Here is a 24,990-nt window from a genome sequence, read left to right on the forward strand (position 1 = left end):
GGAAGAGCTGGCGCGGCAATGGCGGCATGCCCGGCTGGAACGATTATCCGGTGCGGTCCGGCGGCCGGCAACCGTTAACGGTCGGCTTTCCGCCCGGCGACCGCCGGGGCCGGAGCGGCCTCTCCCCTGCAAAACTAGGGAGATATTACCGTTGCCGGCTTCACTCCGTCTGCCCATTTCAGCCGCTCGGCCAGACCTTTGGTCACCTGGATGGCGCCGCTGCCGTCCACCCGCAGGGCCTGGCTGACGCCGGTGGCCAGGGCCAGGCGCTGCCAGTCGGCGGCGCCGGCGATGAAGAGGGGCTTGGACAGGGCGTCGGAAAGGGTGCCGGCCTGGGGCCCGGGAGGGATGAGCACGGTCACCGCCTGGGTGCCCTGGGCCGGCCAGCCCCGGCGCGGATCGATGAGGTGGCTGTAGCGCTGGCCGCCCACCTCGAAATAGCGCTGGTAGTCGCCGGAGGTGCCGACCGCCTCGCCGTCCTTCAGTTCCAGGCTGGCCATGGGGCCCGGCTGGCGCGGATGCTGGATGCCCACCCGCCAGGGATCGCCGTTCTTCTCGCCCAGGGCCAGCACGTTGCCGCCGATGTTGATGAGGGCGTTGTGGATGCCCCGGGCCTTGAGGATGGCGGCGGCCCGGTCCAGGGCCACGCCCTTGAGATAGCCGCCCAGGTCGATGGCCACCGAGGGATTGCTGCAGGCCACCCGCTCGCCCTTGAAGCTCAGGTCCCGCAGTGAAGGGCGGGCGGCGGCGAGGAAGGAGGCCCGGTTGGGATCAGGCAGGGCCGGCTTGAACTCGTCGGCGTGGAAGCCCCACAGCTCCACCAGGCGGCCGATGGCCGGGTCGAACAGCCACTGGCCCCGGGCGGCGATGGCCTGGGAATCCTGCAGCAGCTGGCGCAGTTCGGCCGAGACCTTGAGGCTCTTGCCGGCGGCGATGGCGTCGTTGAGGGCGGTCAGCTCGGACGGCTGCCAGGCGTGGTAGGCCCGGTGCAGGCGGTCGAATTCCTGCAGCACTTCACCCACCGCCGCCCGCGCCTGGGGCTCCGGGGTGCCGGCCACCAGCACCTCGACCCGGGTGCCGAAGACATAGGATTCCTGCTGGGTAAGGGGGGCCTTGCTGCAGGCGGAAAGAAGGGAAAGCAGGACGGCGACGAACAGGGGTGCTACGAACCGCATGCGTGCTCCAGGGCGGTGATGAAGGCGCCGGCCACATCGAAACCGGTCTGCTGTTGGATCTCCACCATGCAGGTGGGGCTGGTGACGTTGATTTCCGTGAGCCAGTCGCCGATCACGTCCAGGCCCACCAGGAACAGGCCCCGGGCCGCCAGGACGGGGCCCAGGGTCTCGGCGATCTGCCGGTCCCGGGGCGACAGTTCCTGGGCCACGCCGGTACCGCCCACGGCCAGGTTGCCGCGGGTCTCGCCGGCCTTGGGAATGCGGGCCAGGGCGTAGGGCACGGGCTTGCCGTTGATCAGCAGGATGCGCTTGTCGCCGTGGCTGATCTCGGGAATGAAGCGCTGGGCCATGACCGTGCGCTGACCCAGCTGGGTCAGCACCTCGATGATGACGTTGCGGTTGGGCTCGTTGCGATGGACGCGGAAGATGGAGCTGCCGCCCATGCCGTCCAGGGGCTTCATCACCACGTCCCGCTGGGTGTCGATGAAGGCCTGCAGGGCGTGACTGTCCCGGGTCACCAGGGCCGGCACGGTGAACTGGGGGAATTCGGCGGTGGCGAACTTCTCCGAATGGTCGCGCAGGGCCCGGGGCTTGTTGAAAATGCGCGCCCCTTCCGCCTCGGCCCGCTCCAACAGCCAGGTGGCGGTGACGTATTCGACATCGAAGGGCGGGTCCTTGCGCATCACCACCGCGTCGAAATCCTTCAGGGCCAGGCTCTCCCGGCCCGTCTCCCGGTACCAGTCGTGGTCGTCGGGCCGGGTATGCACGCGCAGGGCCTGGCCCCGCACGCCGCCCTCCTGGCTCCAGGCCAAGCTGTCCACCTGCAGGGCCCAGGCCTCGTGGCCGTGGCGCTCTGCGGCCCGCATCATGGCCACGGATGAGTCCTTGTAGGCCTTGAGCTGGTCCAGGGGATCGACGATGAAGGCAATGCGCATGGAAAGTCCTGAAAGAGGTGGGCGGCAGGAGCGAGCCCTGTCACAGAGGCGAAAACGCCGGGATGGTTCCCGGCATCGCTCGCCGGGCCGTCGCCCCGGACAAGGACATCAGGCCGCCGGCGCGGTGTTTTCCAGTTCCACGGACGCTGCCAGCAGGGCCAGGCGGGCCACCACGCCGTAGGCGTAGAAGCGGTTGGGTGGGGCGTCCGGGGCCAGGGCGTGCTCGGGCTGGTTACAACAGGTCTCGAAGGCCAGGGGCTCGAAGTGCATGCCCGGGGCGTTGAGGTTTTCGTCCTTGGCGCGGCCGCTGTGCACCCGGTAGAAGCCGCCGACCACGTAGCGGTCGATCATGTACACCACCGGCTCGGCGACGCCGTCGTTGATGCTCTCGAAGGTATGCACCCCTTCCTGGATGATCACCTCTGACACTTCCAGGCCTTCCTTGACCACGCTCATCTTGTTGCGCTGCTTGCGGTTGAGGCCGGTGACCTCGGAGGCGTCCTTCACCGTCATGACGCCCATGCCGTAGGTGCCGGCATCGGCCTTGACCACCACGTAGGGCGTCTCGGTGACGCCGTATTCCTTGTACTTCTCGCGGATGCGGGCCAGCAGCATGTCCACCTGGGCGGCCAGACAGTCCTCGCCCTGGCGCTCATGGAAGTTGATCTGGTTGCACACGGCGAAATAGGGATTGATGCGCCACGGATCCAGGCCCAAATGGGCGGCGAAGTCGGTGGCCACCTGGTCGTAGGCGGCGAAGTGGTGGGACTTGCGGCGCACCGCCCAGCCGGCGTGCAGGGGCGGCAGCAGGAACTGCTCGTTGAGGTTCTGCAGAATGGCCGGGGCGCCGGCGGAAAGGTCGTTGTTGAGCAGGATGGCGCAGGGGTCGAAGTCCTTCAGGCCGAGCCGGTACTGGGTCCGCACCAGGGGCTCCAGCACCAGGCTGTGGCCGTTGGGCAGTTCCAGGGTGGTGGGCTCGGTGATCTCCGGCAGCAGGGTGCCGATGCGCACGTTGAGGCCGGTCTGGCGCAGGATGGTGGCCAGCTGGGCCACGTTCATCAGGTAGAACTGGTTGCGCGTGTGGTTCTCGGGGATGAGCAGCAGGTTGCGGGCATCGGGACAGATTTTCTCGATGGCCGACATGGTGGCATGCACGCACAGGGGCAGGAAGGCCGGATTCAGGTTGTTGAAGCCGCCGGGGAAGAGATTGGTATCCACCGGGGCCAGCTTGAAGCCGTTGTTGCGCAGGTCCACCGAGCCGTAGAAGGGCGGCGTGTGCTCCTGCCACTGGCTGCGCAGCCATTGTTCGATGCGGGTACTGTCGTCGAGGAAGCGTTTTTCCAGGTCCAGCAGGGGGCCGGTAAGGGCGGTGGTGAGATGGGGAACCATGGGGAGCTGTCTCCGGGTCGGCGGAACGCCGTTGTGGTTGAGACGGCCTATGTTACCAAAACGGGGCGCCCCGCCGCCCCGACGGCTTTCCCTTAGTCCACCGGCCGCCTCACCGTCCCGGGAACGCCTGGTATTTCATGAGATAATGAAATGGTAATTTTCCGGCCCCGCCCATGTCCTCCGCCAGCGCCCATGCCAGCCTCTTGCCCCACCTCACCCGCCGCCGCCTGTTGCTGGCCGCCGGTGCGGCGCTGCTCGCCGGTTGCGGACGCCGGCAGCAGCTGGCGCCCCTGCGCCTGGGCAGCAACGAATGGCCCGGCTACGAGCCCCTGCACCTGGCCCGGGAACGGGGCTACTGGGGCGATGCACCGCTCCGCCTGTACGAACTGACCTCCTCCTCCGAAGTCCTGCGGGCCCTGCGCAACGGCGCCCTGGATGGCGCCGCCCTCACCGGCGACGAGGCCCTCAGCCTGCTGGCGGACAAGGTGGAGGTGCGCGTCGCCCTGGTGCTGGACATCTCCCACGGCGGCGACGCCCTGGTGGCCCGCCCCGACATCCGCCGCCTGGCGGACCTCAAGGGACGTCGCATCGGCGTGGAAAACCAGGCCCTGGGCGCCTACATGCTGACCCGGGCCCTGGCCCAGGGCGGCCTGGCCCCGGCCGACGTCTCGGTGGTGCCCCTGACGGTGGACACCCACATCAATGCCTACATCGCCGGCGCCGTGGATGCGGTGGTGACCTTCGAGCCGGTGCTCTCCCGCCTGCAGGCCATGGGAGCGCACCAGCTCTTCTCCAGCCGTCAGACCCCGGGCGAGATCTTCGACCTGCTGGTGGTGCGGGAGGAGGCCTACCGGCAGCACCGGGCGACCCTGAAGACCCTCAGCCAGGCCTGGTTCCGCGTCCTCGACGAGTTCAAGGCGGCGCCGGCCGAGGTCGCCGCCGCCCTGGGGCGCCGCACCCAGAGCAGCGGCCCCGAACTGCTCAAGGCCCTGGACGGCCTGGTCCTGCCCGACCGCCAGGAAAACCTCAATCTGCTCACCGGCGCCACCCCGGCCATCGCCGCCCCCCTGCAACGGCTGGCCACCCTGATGCAGGAACGCCAGCTGCTCAGCCACGGGGTCGCCCCCCTGCGCCTGCTGCCGGCGGATCTGGCGGAGGTGCTGGCGCCATGAAGTCCGTACCCCCCATCCACCAGCTGCCGGCCCCCTTCCGCCTCAAGCGGCTGCTGCCGGTGGTGCTGCTGCTGTCCGCCATCCTGGCCTCCCTCTACGTCGCCCAGCACTGGTACCAGCACGCCAGCCAGCGCATCGAGCAGGAAAGCCGGGAAACCGTGGGCGTCCTCATGCGCCAGCTGCAGGACATCCTCTCCGAGCGCCTGGTGCTGGACAACCTGTCCCAGGCCAAGGCCCGCCTCTCGGCCACCGCCCTGCACCCCCGCATCAACACCCTGATCCTGGCCGACGAGCAGCACCAGGTCATCTTCGCCAACCGCTACCTGTGGCAGGGCCAGGACGCGGCCCGGGTCAGCGGCTACCGGCCGCGGGAGGCGGACGAGGCCATGGGCCGGGACCAGCACCGCATCGAGCTGAACGAGGCGGGGACCGTGCTCAGCGGCTACTTTCCCCTGGTGCTCGACCTCACCCACGGCTCCCTGCGCGGCCTCAAGCGCGGCACCCTGTACGTCGAATTCGACATGACGGCGCCCCTGGCCGCCGCCCGCAGCGAAGCGGTGGAGGAGTCCCTGAAGACCGGCGCCCTGGCCGTGCTCGGCGCCCTGCTGCTGTCCCTGCTGCTGGACCTGTGGGTGACCCGCCGCCTGCAGCGCATCTCCGCCGCCGCCCGGCGCCTGGGCGAGGGCCATCTGAACGAACGCATCGGCATGGCCGGTGACGACGAAATCGCCACCCTGGCGCGCCAGTTCGACGAAACCGCCGCCAGCCTGGCGCGCAAGCAGGACGCCCTGCAACAGGCCGACGCCCAGCTGCAGGAACACGTGCAGTTCATGCACACCCTGATCGAGGCCATTCCCAGCCCCCTTTTCTACAAGGATGCCCAGGGCCGCTACGTGGGTTGCAACGAAGCCTTCCTCACCTACCTCGGCAAGGAACGCCACGAGCTGCTGGGCAAGAGCGTCTACGACCTGGCGCCGCAGGAGCTGGCCGACATCTACGCCGCCGCCGACCGCCAGCTGTTCGACAACCCGGGCAAGCAGGTCTACGAAAGCCAGGCCTGCTACGCCGACGGCAGCAAGCACGACGTGATCTACAACAAGGCCACCTTCATGGACGCCGAAGGGCGGGTTGCCGGCCTGGTGGGGGTGATGGTGGACATCACCGAGCGCAAGCGCCAGGAAGAGGAACTGCGCCTGGCGGCCAAGGTGTTCGACACCTCCAACGAAGCCTTCCTCGTCACCGACGCCGACAACAACATCCGCTCGGTGAACCGGGCCTTCTGCGAAACCACCGGCTACAGCGCCGAAGAGGTGCTGGGGCGCAATCCCCGCCTGCTCTCCTCGGGCCACCACGACAAGACCTTCTACCGCCAGATGTGGGAGGCCCTCAACAGCCAGGGCTACTGGCAGGGCGAAATCTACGACCGGCGCAAGAGCGGCGAGATCTACCCGAAGTGGACCCGCATCAACGTGGTCAAGGACGACCAGGGCCGGGTGGTAAACCACGTCGCCGTCTTCTCCGACATCTCGGACCGCAAGGCCCTGGAGGAACGCCTGCAGTTCCTCGCCCAGCACGACCACCTGACCGGCCTGCCCAACCGCAACCTGCTGCGCCTGCGCCTGGAACAGGCGGTGGAATCGGCCATGGAGCGGGGCGCCGGCGGCATCAACCCGGTGGCCCTGCTGCTGCTGGACCTGGACCACTTCAAGACCATCAACGATTCCCTCGGCCACCACGCCGGCGACCAGCTGCTGCGCACCGTGGTCAAGCGCCTGAAGAACATCCTGCGGGAAAGCAGCACCCTGTGCCGCCAGGGCGGTGACGAGTTCCTCATCGTTCTGCCCCAGGCCCAGGACCTGGCCCGGGTCTCCCGGGCCGCCGAGACGGTGCTGGCCGCCCTGGCCACCCCCTTCGAGGTGGACGGCCACCCCCTGAGCATCACCGGCAGCATCGGCATCAGCCTGGCCCCGGACGACGGCAGCGATTTCGACACCCTGCTGAAGAAGGCCGACACGGCCCTGGTGCATGCCAAGCAGAGCGGCCGCAACGCCTACCGCTTCTTCACCGAGGCCATGAACGTCAGCACCCTGGAACGCCTGACCCTGCAACAGCGCCTGCACCAGGCCCTGGAGCGGCAGGAACTGGTGCTCTACTACCAGCCCCAGCTGGACCTGGCCAGCGGCCGGGTGGTGGGGGTGGAGGCCCTGCTGCGCTGGCGCACGCCGGAAGGCCTGGTGCCCCCGGGCAAGTTCATCCCCCTGGCGGAAGAAACGGGCCTGATCGTGCCCATGGGCGCCTGGGTGATCCAGGAAGCCTGTCGCCAGGCCCGGACCTGGCTCGATGCCGGCCTGCCGCCCATGACCATGGCGGTGAACCTGTCGGCCCTGCAGTTCCACCGGGACAACCTGCTGATCACCGTCGGCGACGCCCTCAGCGCCGCCAGCCTGCCCGCCGCCAGCCTGGAGCTGGAGCTGACCGAATCCATCCTGATCCAGGATGCGGAAGCCACCCTGGCCACCCTCAAGGCCATGAACGCCATGGGCGTGCTGCTTTCCATCGACGATTTCGGCACCGGCTATTCCAGCCTGGCCTATCTGAAGCGCTTCACGGTGGACAAGCTGAAGATCGACCAGAGCTTCGTGCGCGACATCACCAGCGACGGCGACAGCGCCGCCATCGTCCGCGCCGTGGTGCAGATGGCCTCCAGCCTGAAGCTGAAGACCATCGCCGAAGGGGTCGAAACCGAATCCCAGGCCGCCGCCCTGCGCGCCACCGGCTGCGACGAAGTCCAGGGCTACCTCTACGCCCGCCCCATGCCGGCGGCGGAATGCGAGGCCTACCTGCGCGGCAAGGCCTGACGCCCGGGCCGCGGCCTAGCGGCTCAGGCGGAGTGGTAGGCCAGCCAGAAGGATTCCCGGCAGGCGTTCTCGAAGACCTGGCGGGCAGGATGGATGGGGTTACCAGGGGCGCAGGCCAGCACTTCGTAGGTAATCCAGCATTCGGCACAGGCCAAGGCGGCGGGGAAATCGTCTTCCTCCACCGTGCGGCGGATCACGGTGCCGTCAGAAAAGCGCGCGACAATCACAGTCCGACGCGTATGAACCCCTTGGTCTTCATCTTCAGATACGTAAACATCTTGACCTAGCATAAGAGGCAGGCAATTGGAGATACGCCCCAAAATTGCTGCCACATAACTGGCAAGAGAATATGCGGTTGATACCCGGGTTGCGCTCAACTTGGTCATTAGGCTGTCTGCCGTTGAATCTTTCTATTTTTGTTCTTCTGTTTTACAAGCAGACGATCACTTAGTTGAGCAAAGAAACCTGGTAGGGGTGAATTTTCCAAACTTCGTTGTGAAAATATGAACCGGCCATCACAAACAAATCCTATCTCTGACCAATTTACACTATTCAACAAATCACAAGCCAATGACATATCTAAATCTGGATTTCTAGGAAAAATAGCCAGTACGGAACCGTCATAGTACTTGCAGTCATTTTTAAAAAATGGATTCTCATTTCTAGTCTTAGAATTCACGTAAACCCTATCACTGTCTGAGTGATAACAATCACGCCCCCACATCCACCAATTATTTTCACTAAACTTCTTAACTCTTCTGTCCAACAACTCAGATTTAAATCTTTCCAGGTACTTATTTTTTTTGTTATAAATCATGCGGCGCAAAGCACCGGATCGAGCGGTTTCTGAACAAACGAAGTCTTGGTTTCCCAGCTTTTCATGCGCGAAAATGTAATCGCAACCACTTACAGCGCCAACTTTTACAAAAAAGAAATCTTTAAACCTAAATGGAAATGGGTCTTTAGTAAAATAAATATCCCCATCAACCTCTACAAAATTCCTGGACTCCCACGGAAGTGATTTCGAATTTAGAAACCTAATATCTTCTAATCTCGATGCATCGCAATATTTTGTTTTTCTAGAAAAATCACCCATCTCGAATCGCCATACAACACAATTTGGTGCAGCATCTGCAAAAATCTTCCTGTCACCTAATTCAACGAAATGGGTAATAGTCCCTTTATCAAATAAAAGTTTATTCAGCTTTACGCTAGAGGTTGCTCTTAAAAATTCACGCGGAGTAATAAATATTAGCTCTCCACCCGGAGTAAGGTGGCTCAATGATTTGCCGATAAAATGCAAATATAAGTTCGCACGGTTATTTAAAAAACCAGAATCCCCGAGCAATTCACGGGTATCGGGAAGAATATCCTGTGCCTTTACATATGGCGGGTTTCCAATAATTGTGTCAAATTTGTGAAAATCTGGGAACGCAAAAAAATCTAGTTTAATTGCATACGTCGGCGCAACAGTTTCATCCAGTTCGACCGCAAACAATTCAACATCAAGATGCTTAGATATATATTCAGAAAATGCACCATCACCACAGGATGGCTCAAGCGTACGCCCACGTTTTTTCATTAATCCAACCATAAATTTTACGATTGAATCCGGGGAAAAATACTGGCCCAATAACTCTTTCATCAACCAACCCACCGCTTGTATGCTTCACTCATTTCAGCTCTCTGAATAGCTGTCAGCTCAAGTTTTTTTAAAATATAAGACTGAGCATCCAATCCGCTTCTATTAACTGGCTCTCTATTTTTCGACCAAGAACATTGGAAAGGCGGATTATTTCCACTCTCCATAATTTCCGGCAGTTGCTTTAATCCGATATAAAAAACATCAGATGGGTTATTTCTATTTATAACTAAAAAATAAAAATCCTTCGCCGTACCAGGATCTAAATTCTCCCCCAGAAGTTTAAAAAAATCCGCCCATGAAATTTCATCATTAAAAACCGGCCACTTACCAGTCAAGGCATAATAAATACCTAACTTGCAACTTAAATTATCAGCCCCCTTAAATCGGCTGATTTTAATCTTTACAGGAATGCGATCAAAACCGTCTCGTATGGCAAAATTATACCACCGATGGTCTGAGTCAGTAATTATATCCGAACCAAATTTACCCACTAGCTTTTTAACTACTGCCGTTTGGGACTTAGCTGCATCGATCCGAGCATTTTCGTGACCAAGAGCAAGCTCAATCTTATTTGAGCGCAGGTATTTAACTATCTTGGACAATTTTTCCGACACAAACACCTCCCCCAAACAGTAATTAATTGCCGCAAAAAATACGATTAACTATTTAATCAGCCAATCTCTTGGAATGTGATCGCTAACATAACACCCATTGGCACCAATCTCTTTACTTCCGATTATTCTTATATTTCGATTCCTAAAGTTTTGATTCATCACACCTACGTGCGCAACCGCTTTTTCCTTAGCCTCCAAAATAGAATCTGCGGCAACGATTGTCACAGTTGCTCCTCGATCATTTCCCTCAATATCCATACAAATCATAAATAGTCTAGACATGCCAACGTCCTTTCCACCATAAATAAATTAGCTAAACCAACCGTGGTCATACCAACCGGGCCACCAAACAATGACGTATGTATATTACAGGGGCGTACCGTTTGCAATGATCAGGACCAACATCTTTCCCCTTCTCACGGAATCGTCTTATAATTCAAAACCTTTTTGGGACCCCGCGCGCGCCAGACATCATGATGATGAAGGTTCGCGCCACGCTTTGTAACCATTTGAGTCAAGCCTGCTTGACCGGAGAAAACCATGGCCGCTACCGCCAACCGTACCCGCCGTTCCACCCTGGAACGCCGCTGCCTGTCCAAGGCCGCCAAGCGCCTGTTCCGCAACAGCCCCAAGGCTGTGCGCAAGGCCGTCTACGCCGCCGAAGGCCACGCCCGTAACAAGCCGATCCTCGGCGCCAAGTAAGTCCCCGCGACTTACCTGACGAGGGCGGCGACAAGCCGCCCTCTGTCTTTCCGTCGTCCGCTTTCGTCGCGCTTTACGCCGCTATCGCCGTTCCCGCTTTTCGTCGCAGTTCGTTTTTCCAGGATCGTCCATGCTCGTCGCCGCCAATATCACCATGCAGTTCGGGGCCAAACCCCTGTTCGAGAACGTCAACGTCAAGTTCGGCGAAGGCTTCCGCTACGGCCTCATCGGCGCCAACGGGGCGGGCAAGTCCACCTTCATGAAGATCCTCTGCGGCGCCCTGGAAGCTTCCGGCGGCAATGTCTCCAAGGACAAGCATGAGCGCATGGCCTACCTGAAGCAGGACCAGTTCGCCTACGAGGACATGCGGGTGCTGGACGTGGTGCTGATGGGCCACGAGGAAATGTGGGCCTGCATGAGCGAGAAGGACGCCATCTACGCCAATCCGGAAGCGACGGAAGAGGACTACATGAAGGCGGCCGAGCTGGAAGGCAAGTTCGCCGAGTACGACGGCTACACCGCCGAATCCCGGGCCGGCGAACTGCTCTTGGGCGTCGGCATCCCGGTGGACAAGCACAACGGCCCCATGCGCGAAGTCGCTCCGGGCTGGAAGCTGCGGGTGCTGCTGGCCCAGGCCCTGTTCGCCAACCCGGACATCCTGCTGCTGGACGAGCCCACCAACAACCTGGACATCAACACCATCCGCTGGCTGGAAGACGTGCTCAACGAGCGCAACTCCACCATGGTGATCATCTCCCACGACCGCCACTTCCTGAACCAGGTGTGCACCCACATGGCGGATCTGGACTACGGCAAGATCACCATCTACCCGGGCAACTACGACGACTTCATGGAGGCCTCCAGCCAGGCCCGCGAGCGCCAACAGAACGCCAACGCCAAGGCCAAGGAACGGGTGGCCGAGCTGCAGGAATTCGTGCGCCGCTTCTCCGCCAACAAGTCCAAGGCCAAGCAGGCCACCTCCCGCCTGAAGCTGATCGACAAGATCAAGCCGGAAGACGTGAAGCCCTCTTCCCGCCAGTACCCGTGGATCCGCTTCGACTTCGACGAGAAGGACAAGCTGCACCGTCTGGCGGTGGAGATCGAGAACCTCAACTTCGGCTACGACCCGGCCAAGCTCCTGTTCAAGAACTTCACCTGCAACATCGAAGCCGGCGACAAGATCGCCGTCATCGGCGAAAACGGCGTCGGCAAGACCACCTTCTTGAAGCTGCTGATGGGCCAGCTGCAGCCCTCCTACGGCACCATCAAGTGGGCCGAGAAGGCCAAGCCCGGCTACTACGCCCAGGACCACGCCAGCGACTTCGCCGAGGACAAGAGCCTGACCGACTGGATCACCGAGTTCGTGCGCCAGGGCGGCTACGAGGGCGGCGACGTGGAAACCCTGATCCGCGGCACCCTGGGCCGACTGCTGTTCTCCGGCGACGAAGTGAAGAAGTCGGTGAAGGTGATTTCCGGCGGCGAACAGGGCCGCATGCTGTTCGGCAAGCTGATGCTGCTACACTCCAACGTGCTGCTGCTGGACGAGCCCACCAACCACCTGGACATGGAATCCATCGAATCCCTCAACACCGCCCTGGACCTCTTCAAGGGCACCCTGGTGTTCGTCTCCCACGACCGGGAATTCGTCTCCTCCCTGGCCACCCGCATCATCGAAATCAAGGCGGACGGCATCGTGGACTACAAGGGCACCTACGAGGAATACCTCTCCAGCCAGGGCATCGAGTAAGCGGCAGCCCAGGCGCCCACGACAGCAGCCCCAAACCCAAGAAGGGACGGGCATCCCCGGCATGGCGTGCCGGAGATGCCCGTCCCTTCTGCTTTCCAGAGCACCCGTCTTCCGCCTCCGGCACCGCCGACGACAAACCGGAGGCGACAAAAAAGGCGCGGTCCCGGCCGCGCCTTTTCGCTGGGTAAGCGGCCGCGGCGGCGGCCCAACCCCTACTTGCCCTGCAACTGCTTCTGCCGGGCCTCCCAGGCGGCGCGCTCGGCGGCCCGCTGCTTTTCCTTGGCTTCCCGCTCCGCCTTCTTCTCCGCCACCCGCTTGTCCCGCTCGGCGACGCGCTGGGCCACTTCCTCTTCCGGGGTCGCCGTGCTGCGGGGGGAACGGTCCTGCTGCTTGGCGTTGAGGCGCTCGGCCCGGGCCTTGGCCTCGGCGGCGGTCTGGGCGCGGCCGGCGGCCTCTTCCTGGACCTTGGCCTGCTGCCGCTTCTGCCGGTCGGCGGCGGCCTTGGCCTGCTCGGCCCGGTAGCGCTCGGCCTCGGCCTGCTGCTCCGCCGCCCGGGTCGGAGCTTCGGCGGCGCGACGGGCTTCCCGGGTGGCCAGCACCCGGTTGTTCACCTCGCGCTGCAGGGTGTTGGCCTGGACTTCGATGGCGCGGGCCTTCTGGATCACCGTCACCCGGCGGGCCTTGGCCTCGTCGATGCAGGCGGTGACCAGCACCTTCTGCCAGCACACCTTCTCGTCGGCGATGAACTGCTGCTCGGCCCCGGCCCGAATGTCCTCGGCCTCGGCCTTCATGGTCTTGACCTGGGCTTCCAGGCGGGTCTTTTCGGCATCGTCGATGGGCGCCAGGGTCTGGGCCCAGAGGGGGGCGGCAACGGCGGCGGCGAGGAGGAAAAAGGCGGAACGGCGCATGGCGAAGGCTGGGGAAACGCGGGGGAGGGCAGTATAACCGGCTTCAGGCCGGCATCCAGGTACGCATGTCGATGCCCCACTGCTCCGGGTTTTCGTGGCCGAGGATGCGGTCCTGGCTGAGGCTCAGGTCCACCTCCTCGGGCGGCAGGTAGTAGCGCTTCTCGGCATGGTAGAAAACCTTGACCCGGGGCAGCAGCAGCTTTTCCGCGTTCTGCTCCAGCACCACCCCCAGGCGGCCGCTCTCCAGGCGCACCAGGGAACCGGTGGGGTAGATGCCGATGCTGCGGATGAAGGCCTGCACCAGTTCCGGGTTGAAGTGGAACTGGCTCCACTCCAGCAGGCGGCGCAGGGCCTCGGTGGCGGGCATGCCCTTGTGGTACACCCGGTTGGAGGTGATGGCATCGTACACGTCCACCACCGCCCCCATCTGGCCGTAGAGGCTGATCTGGTCGCCCTTGTACTTGTTCGGGTAGCCGGTGCCGTCGAAGCGCTCGTGGTGTTCGGCGGCCACGTCCAGGGCGATCTGGCTGATGCCCGGGGTGTGCAGCAGGATGATCTTGCTCTGCACCACGTGGTTCTTCATCTTGTCGAACTCGGCGTCGGTCAGCTTGGCCGGCTTGTTGAGGATGGACTCGGGCACCTGGGCCTTGCCCACGTCGTGCAGCAGGCCGCCGATGGCGATTTCCTTGATGGTGTCCCTGGGCAGGTTGAGGGTGCGGGCGAAGGCCACCAGCAGGGTGCATACCGACACCGAATGGAGGAAGGTGTAGTCGTCGTGGGTCTTCAGGCGGGAAAGGGGAATCAGGGCGTCCTGGTGGCGGAAGATGGAATCCACCATGTTCTCCACCATGGGCTCCACCTTTTCCATCTCGATCTGCTTGCCCAGGCGGATGTCGCCCATCATGTCGCGGACGATGCGGTGGGCCTCGTTGTGCAGCTTGCGGGCCCGGTGCATCTCCTCGGCCAGGGCCACGCTGCGCAGCGGCGCCGGCTCCTCCTCGGCGATGGCCTCCAGGCGCTGGTGCAGTTCCCGGGTGGTTTCCTCGCTGGTGGGGGCATGGGCCACGTCCAGGCCCTTGGCGGTGTCGATATAGACCTCGTGCACCCCGGTCTCCCGCACCTTGCGCAGGTCGGCCTCGTCGTGCACGGCAAAACTGTTGCGCAGGAAGTTGTGGTCCAGCCAGCCCATGTTGAGGTCGTGGATGAACATGCCTGGCTTCAGTTCGGCGATGGCGATTTTCTTGATCATCGAGGCAGGTCGGGCAGGGATTGATCGGACACCACAGGCCAATTATGCCTTCAAGCGGCAACGGCGGGCAGCGTACAATGCGGCCTTTCCTCCGTCCTGGGGCAATCCCTGCTGCCAGGCCGCTTTCACGCCAGTTTGCCCCATGATCAGTCTCCGCAATCTCACCTTCGCCCGCGCCGGCCAGCCCCTGGTCAGCGACGCCAGCCTGCAGCTCCATCCCGGATACAAGGTGGGCCTCACCGGCGGCAACGGCTGCGGCAAGTCCTCCTTCTTCGCCCTTTTCAGCGGCGCCCTGCACGCCGAGAGCGGCGACCTGGAGCTGCCGGCCAGCTGGGTGGTGGCCCATGTGGCCCAGGAGACCCCCTCCCTGCCGGACCCGGCCCTGGAATTCACCCTGGACGGGGACCGGGAGCTGCGCCAGGTGGAAGCCGACCTCAAGGCGGCGGAAGCGGCCCACGACGGCGAGCGCATCGCCGCCCTGCACGCCCGCTACGGCGAGATCGGCGGCTACGGCGCCAAGGCCCGGGCCGCCGAACTGCTGCACGGCCTGGGCTTCACCGATGCCGACTTCACCCGGCCGGTGAAGGAGTTTTCCGGCGGCTGGCGCGTGCGCCTCAACCTGGCCCGCGCCCTGATGTGCCGCTCCGACCTGCTGCTGCTGGACGAACCCACCAACCACCTGGACCTGGATGCGGTGCTGTGGCTGGAAGGCTGGCTGAAGAGCTACCGCGGCACCCTGCTGATGATTTCCCACGACCGGGACTTCCTCGACGCCGTGGTCAGCCACATCCTGCACATCGAGCAGGGCCGGATGAAACTCTACAGCGGCCACTACTCGGCCTTCGAGCGCCAGCGGGCCGAGCAGCTGGCCCTGCAGCAGGGCATGTTCGAGAAACAGCAACGGGAGCGGGCCCATCTGCAGCGCTTCATCGAGCGCTTCAAGGCCAAGGCCACCAAGGCCAAGCAGGCCCAGAGCCGGGTCAAGGCCCTGGCCCGCATGGAGGAGGTGGCGGCGGCCCACGTCGATACGCCCTTCACCTTCCGCTTCCGCGACCCCGTGGCCAGCCCCGATCCCCTGCTGACCCTGACCCACGCCCGGGCCGGTTACGGCGACAAGGTCATCCTCGACCAGGTGGAACTGACCCTGCGCCCCGGCGAGCGCATCGCCCTGCTGGGCCGCAACGGCGCCGGCAAGTCCACCCTGGTCAAGCTGCTGGCCGGCCGCCTGGCGCCCCTGGCCGGCGAGTACAAGGAAGGCAAGGGCCTGGCCATCGGCTACTTCGCCCAGCACCAGGTGGACGAACTGCGCCCCGAGGAATCGCCCCTGCAGCACATGGTGCGCCTGGCCCCCACCACCCGGGAGCAGGAGCTGCGCGACTACCTGGGCGGCTTCGACTTCCGCGGCGACATGGCCACCCGGCCCTGCGGCCCCTTCTCCGGCGGCGAAAAATCCCGCCTGGCCCTGGCCCTGCTGATCTGGCACCGGCCCAACCTGCTGCTGCTGGACGAGCCCACCAACCACCTGGACCTGGAGATGCGCGAGGCCCTCACCCTGGCCCTGCAGGAATACGAGGGCGGGGTGGTGCTGGTCTCCCACGACCGCCACCTGCTGCGCACCACCGCCGACAGCCTGTGGCTGGTGGCCGACGGCAAGGCCGCCCCCTTCGACGGCGACCTGGACGAGTACGCCGCCTGGCTGGCCCAGCAGCAGAAGGAAGAGAAGGCGGACACGGTCAAGGAGGCCAGCAAGGAGGAACGGCGCCAGCAGCGGGAGGACGACAAGGCCGCCCGCCAGGCCCTGCTGGCCAGGCGCCGGCCCCTGGTGAAGGAAATCGACACCCTGGAAAAACGCCTGGCCGCCTGGCAGGGGGAACTGAAGCTGCTGGAGCAGCGCCTCTCCGACCCCGGCCTCTACGCCAACCCGGACCCGGCCCTGCTGGAACCCCTGGTCAAGCGCCAGGCAGAGCTGACCCGGGACATCGGCGCCGCCGAGGAGCGCTGGCTGGAAGCCCAGGACGAGCTGGAACAATTGCCCGTTCCCGAGTGATGCCCTAACATCGGCCGTGGGCGCCGCCCGGGACATAACAACCGATCAAGGGGAAGGAGGGGCATGGGACATCTGCTGCGACGCTGGTCGCTACTCCTGCTGCTCCTGCCCGCCACCCTGCTGCAGGCCCAGGAAGCCCGCCCCCTGCTGTTCGGGGTCCTGCCCTATCTCAGCACCCGCATCCTCATCACCACCTATTCGCCCCTCGCCGCCTACCTGGAGCAACGCCTGGGGCGGCCGGTGAGCCTGCAGACCGCCCCCGATTTCGACACCTTCACCAGCCGCGCCTTCGCCGGCGAGTACGACCTGCTGCTGATCGCCCCCCACTACGCCCGGCTGGCGGAAGTGGATTACGGCTACATTCCCCTGCTGCGCCACCGCAACGACATCCGCTGCTACCTGATGGTGCCCCGGGAGCAGCCCCTGGCCTCCCTGGAGCAGCTGCGGGGCCAGACCGTGGCCATCCACGAGCGCAGCGCCATGGTGCCCATGCTCGGCCTCAACTGGCTGGCGGAAAAGGGCCTGCTGGCGGAACGGGATTTCCGCGTGGTGGAAAACGTCACCCAGAGCAGCGCCCTGCAAAGCGTGGTCAGCGGCAAGGCCCGGGCCGCCATCGTCTCCCACTCCACCGTGGCCCAGGCCCCGGCCGACCTGCGGGAAGCCACCCGCATCGCCGGCGAATGCCCGTCCGCCCCGGGCCTGGCCCTGATGGCCCACAACCGGCTGCCGCCGGCCGAGCGCCAGCGCATCAAGGAAGTCCTCAACGCCTTCGAGCAGACGCCGGAGGGCAAGGTCTTTTTCGACATCAGCACCCACGGCGGCTACCGGGAGCCGACCCCGGCCGATGCCCGGCTGATGGACAAGGTGCTGCCGGAAACCCGCCGGCTGCTGAAGAAATAGGATGGGCATGGGCTGGCTGCATACGCTGCGGGGCAAGCTGATCGTGTCCACCATCCTGGTGGAGGCGGTCATCATCGGCGCCGTGCTGTGGAACGGCCTGCGCCTGACCGAGGCCCACCTGCTGGAGCAGTTCGACCTGCGGCGCAAGGAAACCACCCTGCTGCTCGACGCCGCCCTGGCACCGGCCATGGCCCAGCGGGACTACGCCGCCGTCAGCGACATCCTGCAGGCGACCCAGGCCATCAACAGCATCGACTACCTGGTCATGTTCGACAACGACGGCCAGATCATCGCCACCGCCAACTGGGACCGCCGCCGGCCCCTGCCGGCCACCGACAATCCGGCCCGCCTGCTGGACGGGAACGGGCTGCAGAATTTCGACCTGCGCATTCCCATGAGCATCGGCGGCCGCCAGTTCGGCGAGCTGCAATACGGCCTCGACCTCGGCTTCCTGCGCCAGGCCCGGGACGAACTGCAGCGCCAGACCATGCTCATCGCCATCAGCGGGCTCCTGCTCTCGGCCCTGGTGCTGGCCTCCATCGGTCTCTGGCTGACCCGCCACCTGAACCGCCTGACCCAGGCCAGCCGCCGCCTGGCCCGGGGCGCCACCTTCCAGACCCTGCCCGACAGTGCCGACGACGACGTCGGCGCCCTGACCCGGGCCTTCAACCAGATGGGCGGCGCCCTGGCCGCCCGGGTGGGGGAGCTGCTGGCCTCGGAACGGGAACAGCGCCAGCTGGCCGCCACCCTTTCCGCCGAACAGGCCCGCCTGCACGCCCTGCTGTCCTCCATGCGCCTGGGCCTGCTGTTCGTCTCCCCCGAGGGGCGGGTGGTCTATGCCAATCCGGCCTTCCGCCAGCTGTGGCGCCTGGAGGAGGACGACACCCCGGCGGGCATGACCCTGGGCGACCTGGTGCAGCGCATCGCCAGCGACCCTCAGCGCCTGCCGGACCCCTACCAGCGGGAACACCTGTTCCTCGACGACGGCCTGCAATGGGAGCTGCGCCAGTCCGACGAACGCCTGCTGACCCAGACCAGCGTGGCGGTGCCGGCCGCCTCCGGGCAGACCGAGGAAGGGGAGAGCCGGCTGTGGATTTTCGAGGACATCACCCATGAGCGGCAGACCGCCGACCGGCTGCTGTTCATGGCCGAGCGGGACCCCCTCACCGGCCTCTACAACCGCAGCCGCTTCGAGGGCGAGCTGCAGCGGCTGGCGGTACAGCTCGAGCGGGACGCCTCGGTGCGGGCGGCCCTGCTGTATTTCGACCTGGACGAATTCAAGACGGTGAACGACAGCTTCGGCCACCGGGCCGGGGATGCGGTGCTGCTGCGCATCGCCGGCGAGGTGGGGCAGCTGCTGCGGGGCAACGAGATGTTCGCCCGCCTCGGCGGCGACGAATTCGCCGTGGTGGCCCCGGGTGCCGACCTGGCGGCGGCCCAGACCCTGGCCCAGCGCATCATCAGCGCCGTCGCCGCTCTGGGCTTCGAGTTCGAAGGCACCAAGGTGCGCCTCACCTCCAGCCTGGGCATCGCCCTGCTGCCGGAGCACGCCCGGCGGCCCGAGGAGTGGGTGGCCCGGGCCGACATCGCCATGTACGCCGCCAAGCACGCCGGCAAGAACGGCTGGCGCGTCTTCCGCGAGGAACTGGGCCAGTCCGCCTACATGCTGGCCCAGCTGTCCTGGGCCGAGCGCATCCAGGCGGCCCTGGAGCAGGACCTGTTCGAGCTGCACTTCCAGGGCATCTACACCACCGGCACCCCGGTGCTCTCCCACCTGGAAGTGCTGCTGCGCATGAAGGACCCGGAACACCCGGGCCAGTACCTGATGCCGGGCGAATTCATCCCGGCGGCGGAACGCAACGGCCGCATCCTGGACATCGACCGCTGGGTGCTGGCCGCCGGCATCCGCACCCTGGCCCGGCGCACCGACCTGCCGGGCCTGGCCATCAACATCTCGGGCCGCTCCTTCGACGACCCGGGTCTGCCCGACTACATCACCGGCCTGCTGGAAACCCACCGGGTGGCGCCCCAGCGCCTGCTGGTGGAGCTGACGGAAACCGCCGCCCTCTCCAACATGGCCGACACCCAGCGCTTCATCAGCCACATCCGCAGCATGGGCGGCTCGGTCTGCCTGGACGATTTCGGCGTCGGCTTTTCCTCCTTCGCCTACCTCAAGCACCTGGACGCCGACGTCATCAAGATCGACGGCATGTTCATCCGCAACCTGGTGCAAAGCCGGGAGGACCAGGTGTTCGTGCGGGCCATCATCGAAGTGGCCCGGGGCCTGGGCAAGAAGACGGTGGCCGAGTTCGTCGAGGACCGGGCCACCTACCTGCTGCTGGGCGAACTGGGGGTGGACCTGGCCCAGGGCTACCACCTCTCCCGGCCCCGCCCCGAACTGCCGGACCCGGCGGCCCCGCCGGCCGCCGCCTGAGCGCTCCGTCCCGCCATCCACGGCCGGTCGGCGGGACGTCGGAACGGTGCCCCTTCTGCTAAAATCCTGGCTTTTGCGTCCTCAGCCAAGGAGTTTTCCGTGCAGATCGTTTGTCTTGACCTCGAAGGTGTGCTCGTTCCCGAAATCTGGATCGAATTCGCCGAACGCACGGGTATCCCCGAGTTGCGCCGCACCACCCGGGAAGAGCCGAACTACGACGTGCTGATGCAGTACCGCCTGGGCATCCTCAAGCAGCACGGCCTGGGCCTGCCGGACATCCAGAAGGTCATCGCCGAAATGGGCCCCCTGCCCGGCGCCAAGGAATTCGTCGAGTGGCTGCGCCCCCGCTTCCAGGTGGTGATCCTCTCCGACACCTTCTACGAATTCGCCATGCCCCTGATGCAGCAGCTGGGCTTCCCCACCCTGTTCTGCCACAAGCTGGAAGCGGACGCCCAGGGCTTCCTGGTGAACTACCACCTGCGCATGCCCAACCAGAAGCAGGAAGCGGTGAAGCGCTTCAAGGAACTGAACTTCAAGGTGATCGCCTCCGGCGACTCCTACAACGACACCACCATGCTCGGCGAAGCCCATGCCGGCATCCTCTTCTGCCCGCCGGAAAACGTCATCCGCGAGTTCCCCCAGTTCCCGGTGGTGAAGGATTACGAAGCCCTCAAGGGCGAGATCCTCAAGGCCAGCGAACGCATCTAAGGCCATCATGCATCGCCAGCGCTACTACACCCTGACCGCCTCCTGCCCCGACCGGGTGGGCATCGTCGCCAAGGTTTCCGGTTTCTTTGCCGCCCACCAGGGCTGGATTCTCGAAACCGCCCTCCACGCCGACGACACGGCGGGCCGCTACTTCATGCGCATCGAGGTGCGGGCCGACTCCCTGCCCTTCCACCTAGCCGAGCTGCGGGAGCGCTTCCGCCCCGTCGCCGAGGAACTGGGGATGGAGTGGAAGATCAGCGACAGCGCCGTGAAGAAGCGCGTGGTGGTGCTGGTTTCCAAGCAGGAGCACTGCCTCTACGACCTGCTCTCCCGCTGGCAGTCCAAGGAACTGGACATCGAGATTCCCTGCATCATCTCCAACCACGACACCTTCCGCGGTTTCGTCGAGTGGCACGGCATCCCCTTCCACCACATCCCGGTGACGGCGGACAACAAGGCTGCCGCCTACGCCGAAATCCAGCGCCTGTACGAGGAAGTGAAGGGCGACACCATGGTGCTGGCCCGCTACATGCAGATTCTCTCGCCCGAGCTGTGCGCCGCCTATCCGGGGCAGATCCTCAACATCCACCACAGCTTCCTGCCCAGCTTCGTCGGCGCCAAGCCCTACCACCAGGCCTATGAACGGGGCGTCAAGCTGATCGGCGCCACCTGCCACTACGTCACCGCCGACCTGGACCAGGGCCCCATCATCGACCAGGACGTGATCCGCATCGATCACTCCGACTCGGTGGAGGACATGGTGCGCTACGGCAAGGACATCGAAAAAACCGTGCTGGCCCGGGGCCTGCGCTACCACCTGGAAGACCGGGTGCTGGTGCACGGCAACAAGACGGTGGTGTTCCGCTGAACCGGGGCACTTCCCGGACATGAAAAGGGCGCCGCGGCGCCCTTTTTCTTTGCCGCCGGGGCCGCTGCAGGCAGATGGCCGGAAAGGCGCATGCTTCTTGGACGACAGCCGTGGCATGACGCAAACACTGCATCCATGCGCTTTTCCAGGCATGCTTGAAAACATCCCGGCACCAAAAAAACAACGGGCACCCGCAGGTGCCCGTTGCATGGAGGCGGAAGATTCCGCGTCTTACAGGTGGTAGGCGCTTTCGCCGTGGGAGGTGACGTCCAGACCTTCGCGCTCTTCCTCTTCGGGGACACGCAGGCCGATGAACATGTCCACCAGCTTGTAGGCCACCAGGGAGACCACGGCGGACCAGATGATGGTGGTACCCACGCCGGTCAGCTGGATGATGACCTGGTCACCGATGGAGTACTCGGGGGCAACGGCGTTGGTGACGTAGTCCCAGATGCCGGTGCCGCCCAGGGAGGGAGCAGCAAAGACACCTGTCAGGACCGCACCCAGGATGCCGCCGACGCCATGGACACCGAACACGTCCAGGGAGTCATCGGCGCCCAGCAGGCGCTTCAGGCCATTGACGCCCCACAGGCAGACCACACCGGCCAGCAGGCCCAGCACCAGGGCACCGACCACGCCGACGAAGCCGGCGGCGGGAGTGATGGCCACCAGGCCGGCGACGGCACCGGAGGCAGCGCCCAGCATGGAGGGCTTGCCCTTGATCAGCCATTCGGCGAAGACCCAGGAAACGGTGGCGGCAGCGGTGGCGAGCCAGGTGTTGATGAAGGCCAGGGCGGAGGTGCCGTTGGCTTCCAGGGCGGAGCCGGCGTTGAAGCCGAACCAGCCGAACCACAGCAGGGAGGCGCCGATCATGGTCATGGTCAGGCTGTGGGGGGCCATGGATTCACGACCGTAGCCGATACGCTTGCCGATCAGGAAGGCACCCACCAGGCCGGCAACGGCGGCGTTGATGTGCACCACGGTACCGCCGGCGAAGTCCAGCGCACCCTTCTGGAAGAGGAAGCCGGCAGTGGCGCCCAGCTTCTCGGCGGCAGCGGCATCGACGTAACCGTCGGGACCGGCCCAGTACCAGACCATGTGAGCCATGGGCAGGTAGGAGAAGGAGAACCACAGGACCACGAACACCAGCAGGGCGGAGAACTTGATACGCTCGGCGAAGGCACCGATGATCAGGCCGCAGGTGATGGCGGCGAAGGCGCCCTGGAAGACGATGTAGGCGAATTCGGGAACAGCCACGCCCTTGGAGAAGGTGGCAGCCAGGGACTCCGGCGTCACGCCCGACAGGAACAGCTTGTCCAGGCTACCGAAGAAGGCGCTGCCTTCGGTGAAGGCCACGCTGTAGCCGTAGATGCACCACAGCACGGTGATCAGGGAGAACACCATGAACACCTGCATGAGCACGGAGAGCATGTTCTTTGAGCGGACCAGACCGCCGTAGAACAGGGCCAGGCCGGGGATGCTCATGAGGATCACCAGGGCGGCGCAGACCATCAGCCAGGTGGTGTCACCCTTGTCCACCTTGGGGGCGGGGATTTCGGCAGCAGCAGCTTCAGCGGCCGGAGCGGGTGCTGCGACCGGAGCAGCAGCGGGAGCCGGAGCGGCTTCGGCAGCGGCAGCCACGGGGGCAGCGGGCTTGTCATCGGCAAAGGCCGGCGCGGCGGACAGGCCGACTACGCCGAACAGGGCCAGAACAGCAAGAAAGCGTTTCATTGTGTTCTCCCTCTTACAGAGCATCTTCACCGGTCTCACCGGTGCGGATGCGGATGACTTGTTCGACGTCGAAGACGAAGATCTTGCCGTCACCGATCTTGCCGGTGCTGGCAGACTTCTCGATAGCTTCGATGACCTGATCGAGCAGCTCGTTCTTCACGGCAGCCTCGATCTTCACCTTGGGCAGGAAATCCACAACGTACTCGGCACCGCGATACAGCTCGGTGTGCCCCTTTTGCCGACCGAACCCCTTGACCTCGGTGACGGTGATGCCCTGCACGCCGATGGCGGAAAGGGCTTCACGCACTTCGTCAAGCTTGAACGGCTTGATGATGGCGGTTACCAGTTTCATAGCTTTCTCCTGAAATGGCCCCGGGGATCGGGTCCCCGGGATGCCTAGGGAAGATGGAAGTTAGAAAGTCTTGTTAAAGGTCACGACCACCTGGCCGTCGCTGACATTGCGGAAGTTATTGGAAGTGTTGCTGCCAGAGGAGTAAACACCCCAGCAGTAAGCGTTGGTACCACCATTGCCGCCATCGCAAGTTCCCTTGGAATTGGTATCGGTATAGGCAATGCCAAATACGCCATAACCCACATCCTTGGTCACACCGATTTTGTAGTCGGTGTAGGAAGCATCGTTGTCACCAACCTTCACGTAGTTCTTGACCTTCTGGTGGCCAACGTGGCCCAGAACAGCCCAGCCATCACCCAGATCGTAATTTGCATTCAGTTCCAGGTAGCCACTGCCTCGGGTATTCTTGAATTCATTGGCCGCTGCATCACCGCCATACCAAGCCACAAAGTGCTTGGAAACGGTGTGGGAATACTTCAGGGTCAGCCACTTCCAGCCCAGAGCGCCGTAGACTTCTGCGGTATCGGCTTTGGCAGAACGGTTCGGTTGGACGTCCTTCGTTCCAGGATAGTTATAGGAAATAAAGCCAACGTCGTAGTTCCAGTCGCCACCCGCGAAGGAATTTTTGAAACCAGCGTACAAATCGATTTCAACGGGGACACTGGTGTTTTGAGCATCGCTCACCCAGGAAATGGAAGAGCCCCACAGGCCAGCATAAAGGCCACTAGAGTGGGCATAGTCGAAGCCGCCCTGGATGGCAGGCTTGCCGTGGGTCTGGCTGATACCGCGGAAAATGTAGTCGCTGACCACACCCACATTGGCGGTAAAGGTGTGCTCAGCAGGAGCAGCGGCTTCTTCGGCCATGACGGTGGAAGAGGCGGCCAGGGCAGCCAGAACGGCGGTGGCGATGAGCGTCTTGCGCATAATTTGGACTCCTGTTTCGTTCGATGAAAATAAAAGCTTGCACAGACCGTTAGCACATGCCGTGCCAACTTTATTTTTAAGATAAATCAACAAAATAGGGAGCACCCCTAGCCCTCTTCCGCAGGAGGCGCACCGGGCTGGCGCACCATGACGGGGAGTTGCACCAAAGCAGTGCCACCCCATGGGAAAGCCGCCGCACGCCATCAAATGGCGCTATCGGCCCATGCTAAACTCGCCCCCGCAAGCGGATCGGAACATCCGCGCCCCCTTTGCCGCCGCCGTGCCGGCCCGACTGAACCTGTTGCGGAGTGCTCGCCATGCTCGACCCCAAAGTGTTTGAAGAATTTTCCGGCCGCCTGGCCAGCCTCCTGGCCGCCTCCCCGGCCGCCGACATCGAAAAGAACGTGAAGGCCATGCTCGGCGCCTTCTTCAGCAAACTGGACCTGGTCACCCGGGAAGAGTTCGACGTCCAGGCCCAGGTCCTGGCCCGCACCCGGGACAAGCTGAAGGACCTGGAAGCCCGCATCGCCGCCCTGGAACAACAGGGCCGCTGAGCGCCGCCGCCTCTAGTCAAACGTCATCATCCCACCTACACTGCCCGGACACCACCCACCCCGCTCCTGACTCCGGCC

At 64.0% G+C, this 24,990-nt stretch carries 22 protein-coding genes; 10 read left to right on the top strand and 12 right to left on the bottom strand.

The features are described 5' to 3' along the window. Positions 1–134: 134 nt before the first annotated feature. The 3 genes from AC1RTA_RS09945 to gshA form a co-directional block, all read right to left on the bottom strand. Entirely contained in the window at positions 135–1,175 is a 1,041-nt protein-coding gene (locus tag AC1RTA_RS09945) for an FAD:protein FMN transferase (protein WP_492784632.1), read from the bottom strand. Beyond that, positions 1,163–2,110 carry a glutathione synthase gene (gshB, locus tag AC1RTA_RS09950; RefSeq protein ID WP_492784633.1) on the bottom strand — a complete coding sequence of 316 codons (948 nt, stop codon included), beginning with the start codon at positions 2,108–2,110 and terminating at the stop codon, positions 1,163–1,165. The genes AC1RTA_RS09945 and gshB overlap by 13 nt, the downstream gene beginning before the upstream one ends. 108 nt (positions 2,111–2,218) lie before the next feature. Then, positions 2,219–3,499 carry a glutamate--cysteine ligase gene (gene gshA, locus AC1RTA_RS09955; protein WP_014235857.1) on the bottom strand — a complete coding sequence of 427 codons (1,281 nt, stop codon included), beginning with the start codon at positions 3,497–3,499 and terminating at the stop codon, positions 2,219–2,221. A 173-nt stretch (positions 3,500–3,672) separates the two neighbouring features. Between gshA and AC1RTA_RS09960 the strand changes: the two genes are divergently transcribed. Together AC1RTA_RS09960 and AC1RTA_RS09965 are read left to right on the top strand one after the other, a co-directional pair. Then, positions 3,673–4,671 (top strand): ABC transporter substrate-binding protein, encoded by a 999-nt coding sequence (locus AC1RTA_RS09960; RefSeq protein WP_014235858.1) that lies wholly within the window; start codon positions 3,673–3,675, stop codon positions 4,669–4,671. Continuing rightward, positions 4,668–7,529: an EAL domain-containing protein gene (locus AC1RTA_RS09965; RefSeq protein ID WP_152090135.1), complete on the top strand. Its 2,862-nt coding sequence runs from the start codon at positions 4,668–4,670 to the stop codon at positions 7,527–7,529. The genes AC1RTA_RS09960 and AC1RTA_RS09965 overlap by 4 nt, the downstream gene beginning before the upstream one ends. A 23-nt stretch (positions 7,530–7,552) precedes the next feature. On the opposite strand, the gene AC1RTA_RS09970 is transcribed toward AC1RTA_RS09965, so the two are convergent. The 4 genes from AC1RTA_RS09970 to AC1RTA_RS09985 form a co-directional block, all read right to left on the bottom strand. Continuing rightward, positions 7,553–7,756, bottom strand: coding sequence for a hypothetical protein (locus AC1RTA_RS09970; protein WP_492784634.1), 204 nt, complete (start codon positions 7,754–7,756; stop codon positions 7,553–7,555). Positions 7,757–7,914: 158 nt separating this feature from the next. Continuing rightward, a complete protein-coding gene (locus AC1RTA_RS09975) occupies positions 7,915–9,174 on the bottom strand; it encodes an Eco57I restriction-modification methylase domain-containing protein (protein WP_492784635.1) in 1,260 nt (419 codons plus the stop codon). Then, positions 9,174–9,788, bottom strand: coding sequence for a hypothetical protein (locus tag AC1RTA_RS09980; protein WP_492784636.1), 615 nt, complete (start codon positions 9,786–9,788; stop codon positions 9,174–9,176). Before AC1RTA_RS09980 ends, AC1RTA_RS09975 begins: the two co-directional genes overlap by 1 nt. A 48-nt stretch (positions 9,789–9,836) precedes the next feature. Then, positions 9,837–10,070, bottom strand: a complete 234-nt coding sequence (locus AC1RTA_RS09985) for a hypothetical protein (RefSeq protein WP_492784637.1) — start codon at positions 10,068–10,070, stop codon at positions 9,837–9,839. A gap of 258 nt (positions 10,071–10,328) precedes the next feature. On the opposite strand from AC1RTA_RS09985, the gene AC1RTA_RS09990 reads away from it, so the two are divergent. Beyond that, positions 10,329–10,490 (top strand): hypothetical protein, encoded by a 162-nt coding sequence (locus AC1RTA_RS09990; protein ID WP_014235862.1) that lies wholly within the window; start codon positions 10,329–10,331, stop codon positions 10,488–10,490. 130 nt (positions 10,491–10,620) lie between these two features. After that, a complete protein-coding gene (locus AC1RTA_RS09995) occupies positions 10,621–12,237 on the top strand; it encodes an ABC-F family ATPase (RefSeq protein ID WP_492784638.1) in 1,617 nt (538 codons plus the stop codon). A gap of 212 nt (positions 12,238–12,449) precedes the next feature. Here the strand turns inward: AC1RTA_RS09995 and AC1RTA_RS10000 are convergent, their stop codons facing one another. Further along, positions 12,450–13,145 (bottom strand): hypothetical protein, encoded by a 696-nt coding sequence (locus tag AC1RTA_RS10000; protein WP_492784639.1) that lies wholly within the window; start codon positions 13,143–13,145, stop codon positions 12,450–12,452. Positions 13,146–13,188: 43 nt separating this feature from the next. Beyond that, positions 13,189–14,394, bottom strand: coding sequence for an HD-GYP domain-containing protein (locus tag AC1RTA_RS10005; protein WP_492784640.1), 1,206 nt, complete (start codon positions 14,392–14,394; stop codon positions 13,189–13,191). 142 nt (positions 14,395–14,536) lie between these two features. Between AC1RTA_RS10005 and AC1RTA_RS10010 the strand changes: the two genes are divergently transcribed. The 5 genes from AC1RTA_RS10010 to purU all read left to right on the top strand — a co-directional run bounded on the left by AC1RTA_RS10010 (position 14,537) and on the right by purU (position 21,351). Further along, entirely contained in the window at positions 14,537–16,441 is a 1,905-nt protein-coding gene (locus tag AC1RTA_RS10010) for an ATP-binding cassette domain-containing protein (protein WP_492784641.1), read from the top strand. A 63-nt stretch (positions 16,442–16,504) separates the two neighbouring features. Next, positions 16,505–17,341: a phosphate/phosphite/phosphonate ABC transporter substrate-binding protein gene (locus AC1RTA_RS10015; protein WP_492784642.1), complete on the top strand. Its 837-nt coding sequence runs from the start codon at positions 16,505–16,507 to the stop codon at positions 17,339–17,341. A 7-nt stretch (positions 17,342–17,348) separates the two neighbouring features. Beyond that, positions 17,349–19,775 carry an EAL domain-containing protein gene (locus AC1RTA_RS10020; RefSeq protein ID WP_492784643.1) on the top strand — a complete coding sequence of 809 codons (2,427 nt, stop codon included), beginning with the start codon at positions 17,349–17,351 and terminating at the stop codon, positions 19,773–19,775. Between the two features lie 99 nt (positions 19,776–19,874). After that, positions 19,875–20,483, top strand: a complete 609-nt coding sequence (gene thrH, locus AC1RTA_RS10025) for a bifunctional phosphoserine phosphatase/homoserine phosphotransferase ThrH (protein ID WP_014235871.1) — start codon at positions 19,875–19,877, stop codon at positions 20,481–20,483. A gap of 7 nt (positions 20,484–20,490) precedes the next feature. Then, complete coding sequence (gene purU / locus AC1RTA_RS10030; protein ID WP_014235872.1) at positions 20,491–21,351, top strand: formyltetrahydrofolate deformylase; 861 nt, start codon at positions 20,491–20,493, stop codon at positions 21,349–21,351. A 231-nt stretch (positions 21,352–21,582) separates the two neighbouring features. Here the strand turns inward: purU and AC1RTA_RS10035 are convergent, their stop codons facing one another. Genes AC1RTA_RS10035 through AC1RTA_RS10045 form a run of 3 tightly spaced genes read right to left on the bottom strand, consistent with a single transcriptional unit; the run spans position 21,583 to position 24,358 of the window. Then, positions 21,583–23,082, bottom strand: a complete 1,500-nt coding sequence (locus AC1RTA_RS10035; protein ID WP_130459668.1) for an ammonium transporter — start codon at positions 23,080–23,082, stop codon at positions 21,583–21,585. Between the two features lie 13 nt (positions 23,083–23,095). Next, positions 23,096–23,434 carry a P-II family nitrogen regulator gene (gene glnK, locus AC1RTA_RS10040; RefSeq protein ID WP_014235874.1) on the bottom strand — a complete coding sequence of 113 codons (339 nt, stop codon included), beginning with the start codon at positions 23,432–23,434 and terminating at the stop codon, positions 23,096–23,098. Positions 23,435–23,494: 60 nt separating this feature from the next. Further along, complete coding sequence (locus tag AC1RTA_RS10045; protein WP_492784644.1) at positions 23,495–24,358, bottom strand: TorF family putative porin; 864 nt, start codon at positions 24,356–24,358, stop codon at positions 23,495–23,497. Between the two features lie 317 nt (positions 24,359–24,675). Between AC1RTA_RS10045 and AC1RTA_RS10050 the strand changes: the two genes are divergently transcribed. Further along, positions 24,676–24,912 carry an accessory factor UbiK family protein gene (locus AC1RTA_RS10050; RefSeq protein WP_130459667.1) on the top strand — a complete coding sequence of 79 codons (237 nt, stop codon included), beginning with the start codon at positions 24,676–24,678 and terminating at the stop codon, positions 24,910–24,912. Positions 24,913–24,990 lie beyond the last annotated feature (78 nt).

It is taken from the genome of Azospira sp. MPR-E4 (assembly GCF_058809645.1).

Bases quoted from the DNA above. Each gene is read 5' to 3' on its own strand.
- AC1RTA_RS10005 (WP_492784640.1), bottom strand. From the start codon at position 14,394: ATGATCAAGAAAATCGCCATCGCCGAACTGAAGCCAGGCATGTTCATC.
- AC1RTA_RS10000 (WP_492784639.1), bottom strand. From the start codon at position 13,145: ATGCGCCGTTCCGCCTTTTTCCTCCTCGCCGCCGCCGTTGCCGCCCCC.
- glnK (WP_014235874.1), bottom strand. From the start codon at position 23,434: ATGAAACTGGTAACCGCCATCATCAAGCCGTTCAAGCTTGACGAAGTG.
- AC1RTA_RS10015 (WP_492784642.1), top strand. From the start codon at position 16,505: ATGGGACATCTGCTGCGACGCTGGTCGCTACTCCTGCTGCTCCTGCCC.
- AC1RTA_RS10050 (WP_130459667.1), top strand. From the start codon at position 24,676: ATGCTCGACCCCAAAGTGTTTGAAGAATTTTCCGGCCGCCTGGCCAGC.
- AC1RTA_RS09990 (WP_014235862.1), top strand. From the start codon at position 10,329: ATGGCCGCTACCGCCAACCGTACCCGCCGTTCCACCCTGGAACGCCGC.
- AC1RTA_RS10035 (WP_130459668.1), bottom strand. From the start codon at position 23,082: ATGAAACGCTTTCTTGCTGTTCTGGCCCTGTTCGGCGTAGTCGGCCTG.
- AC1RTA_RS09975 (WP_492784635.1), bottom strand. From the start codon at position 9,174: ATGAAAGAGTTATTGGGCCAGTATTTTTCCCCGGATTCAATCGTAAAA.
- AC1RTA_RS10010 (WP_492784641.1), top strand. From the start codon at position 14,537: ATGATCAGTCTCCGCAATCTCACCTTCGCCCGCGCCGGCCAGCCCCTG.
- AC1RTA_RS09945 (WP_492784632.1), bottom strand. From the start codon at position 1,175: ATGCGGTTCGTAGCACCCCTGTTCGTCGCCGTCCTGCTTTCCCTTCTT.
- purU (WP_014235872.1), top strand. From the start codon at position 20,491: ATGCATCGCCAGCGCTACTACACCCTGACCGCCTCCTGCCCCGACCGG.
- AC1RTA_RS09960 (WP_014235858.1), top strand. From the start codon at position 3,673: ATGTCCTCCGCCAGCGCCCATGCCAGCCTCTTGCCCCACCTCACCCGC.
- AC1RTA_RS09995 (WP_492784638.1), top strand. From the start codon at position 10,621: ATGCTCGTCGCCGCCAATATCACCATGCAGTTCGGGGCCAAACCCCTG.
- AC1RTA_RS10020 (WP_492784643.1), top strand. From the start codon at position 17,349: ATGGGCTGGCTGCATACGCTGCGGGGCAAGCTGATCGTGTCCACCATC.
- gshA (WP_014235857.1), bottom strand. From the start codon at position 3,499: ATGGTTCCCCATCTCACCACCGCCCTTACCGGCCCCCTGCTGGACCTG.
- AC1RTA_RS09985 (WP_492784637.1), bottom strand. From the start codon at position 10,070: ATGTCTAGACTATTTATGATTTGTATGGATATTGAGGGAAATGATCGA.
- gshB (WP_492784633.1), bottom strand. From the start codon at position 2,110: ATGCGCATTGCCTTCATCGTCGATCCCCTGGACCAGCTCAAGGCCTAC.
- AC1RTA_RS10045 (WP_492784644.1), bottom strand. From the start codon at position 24,358: ATGCGCAAGACGCTCATCGCCACCGCCGTTCTGGCTGCCCTGGCCGCC.
- AC1RTA_RS09965 (WP_152090135.1), top strand. From the start codon at position 4,668: ATGAAGTCCGTACCCCCCATCCACCAGCTGCCGGCCCCCTTCCGCCTC.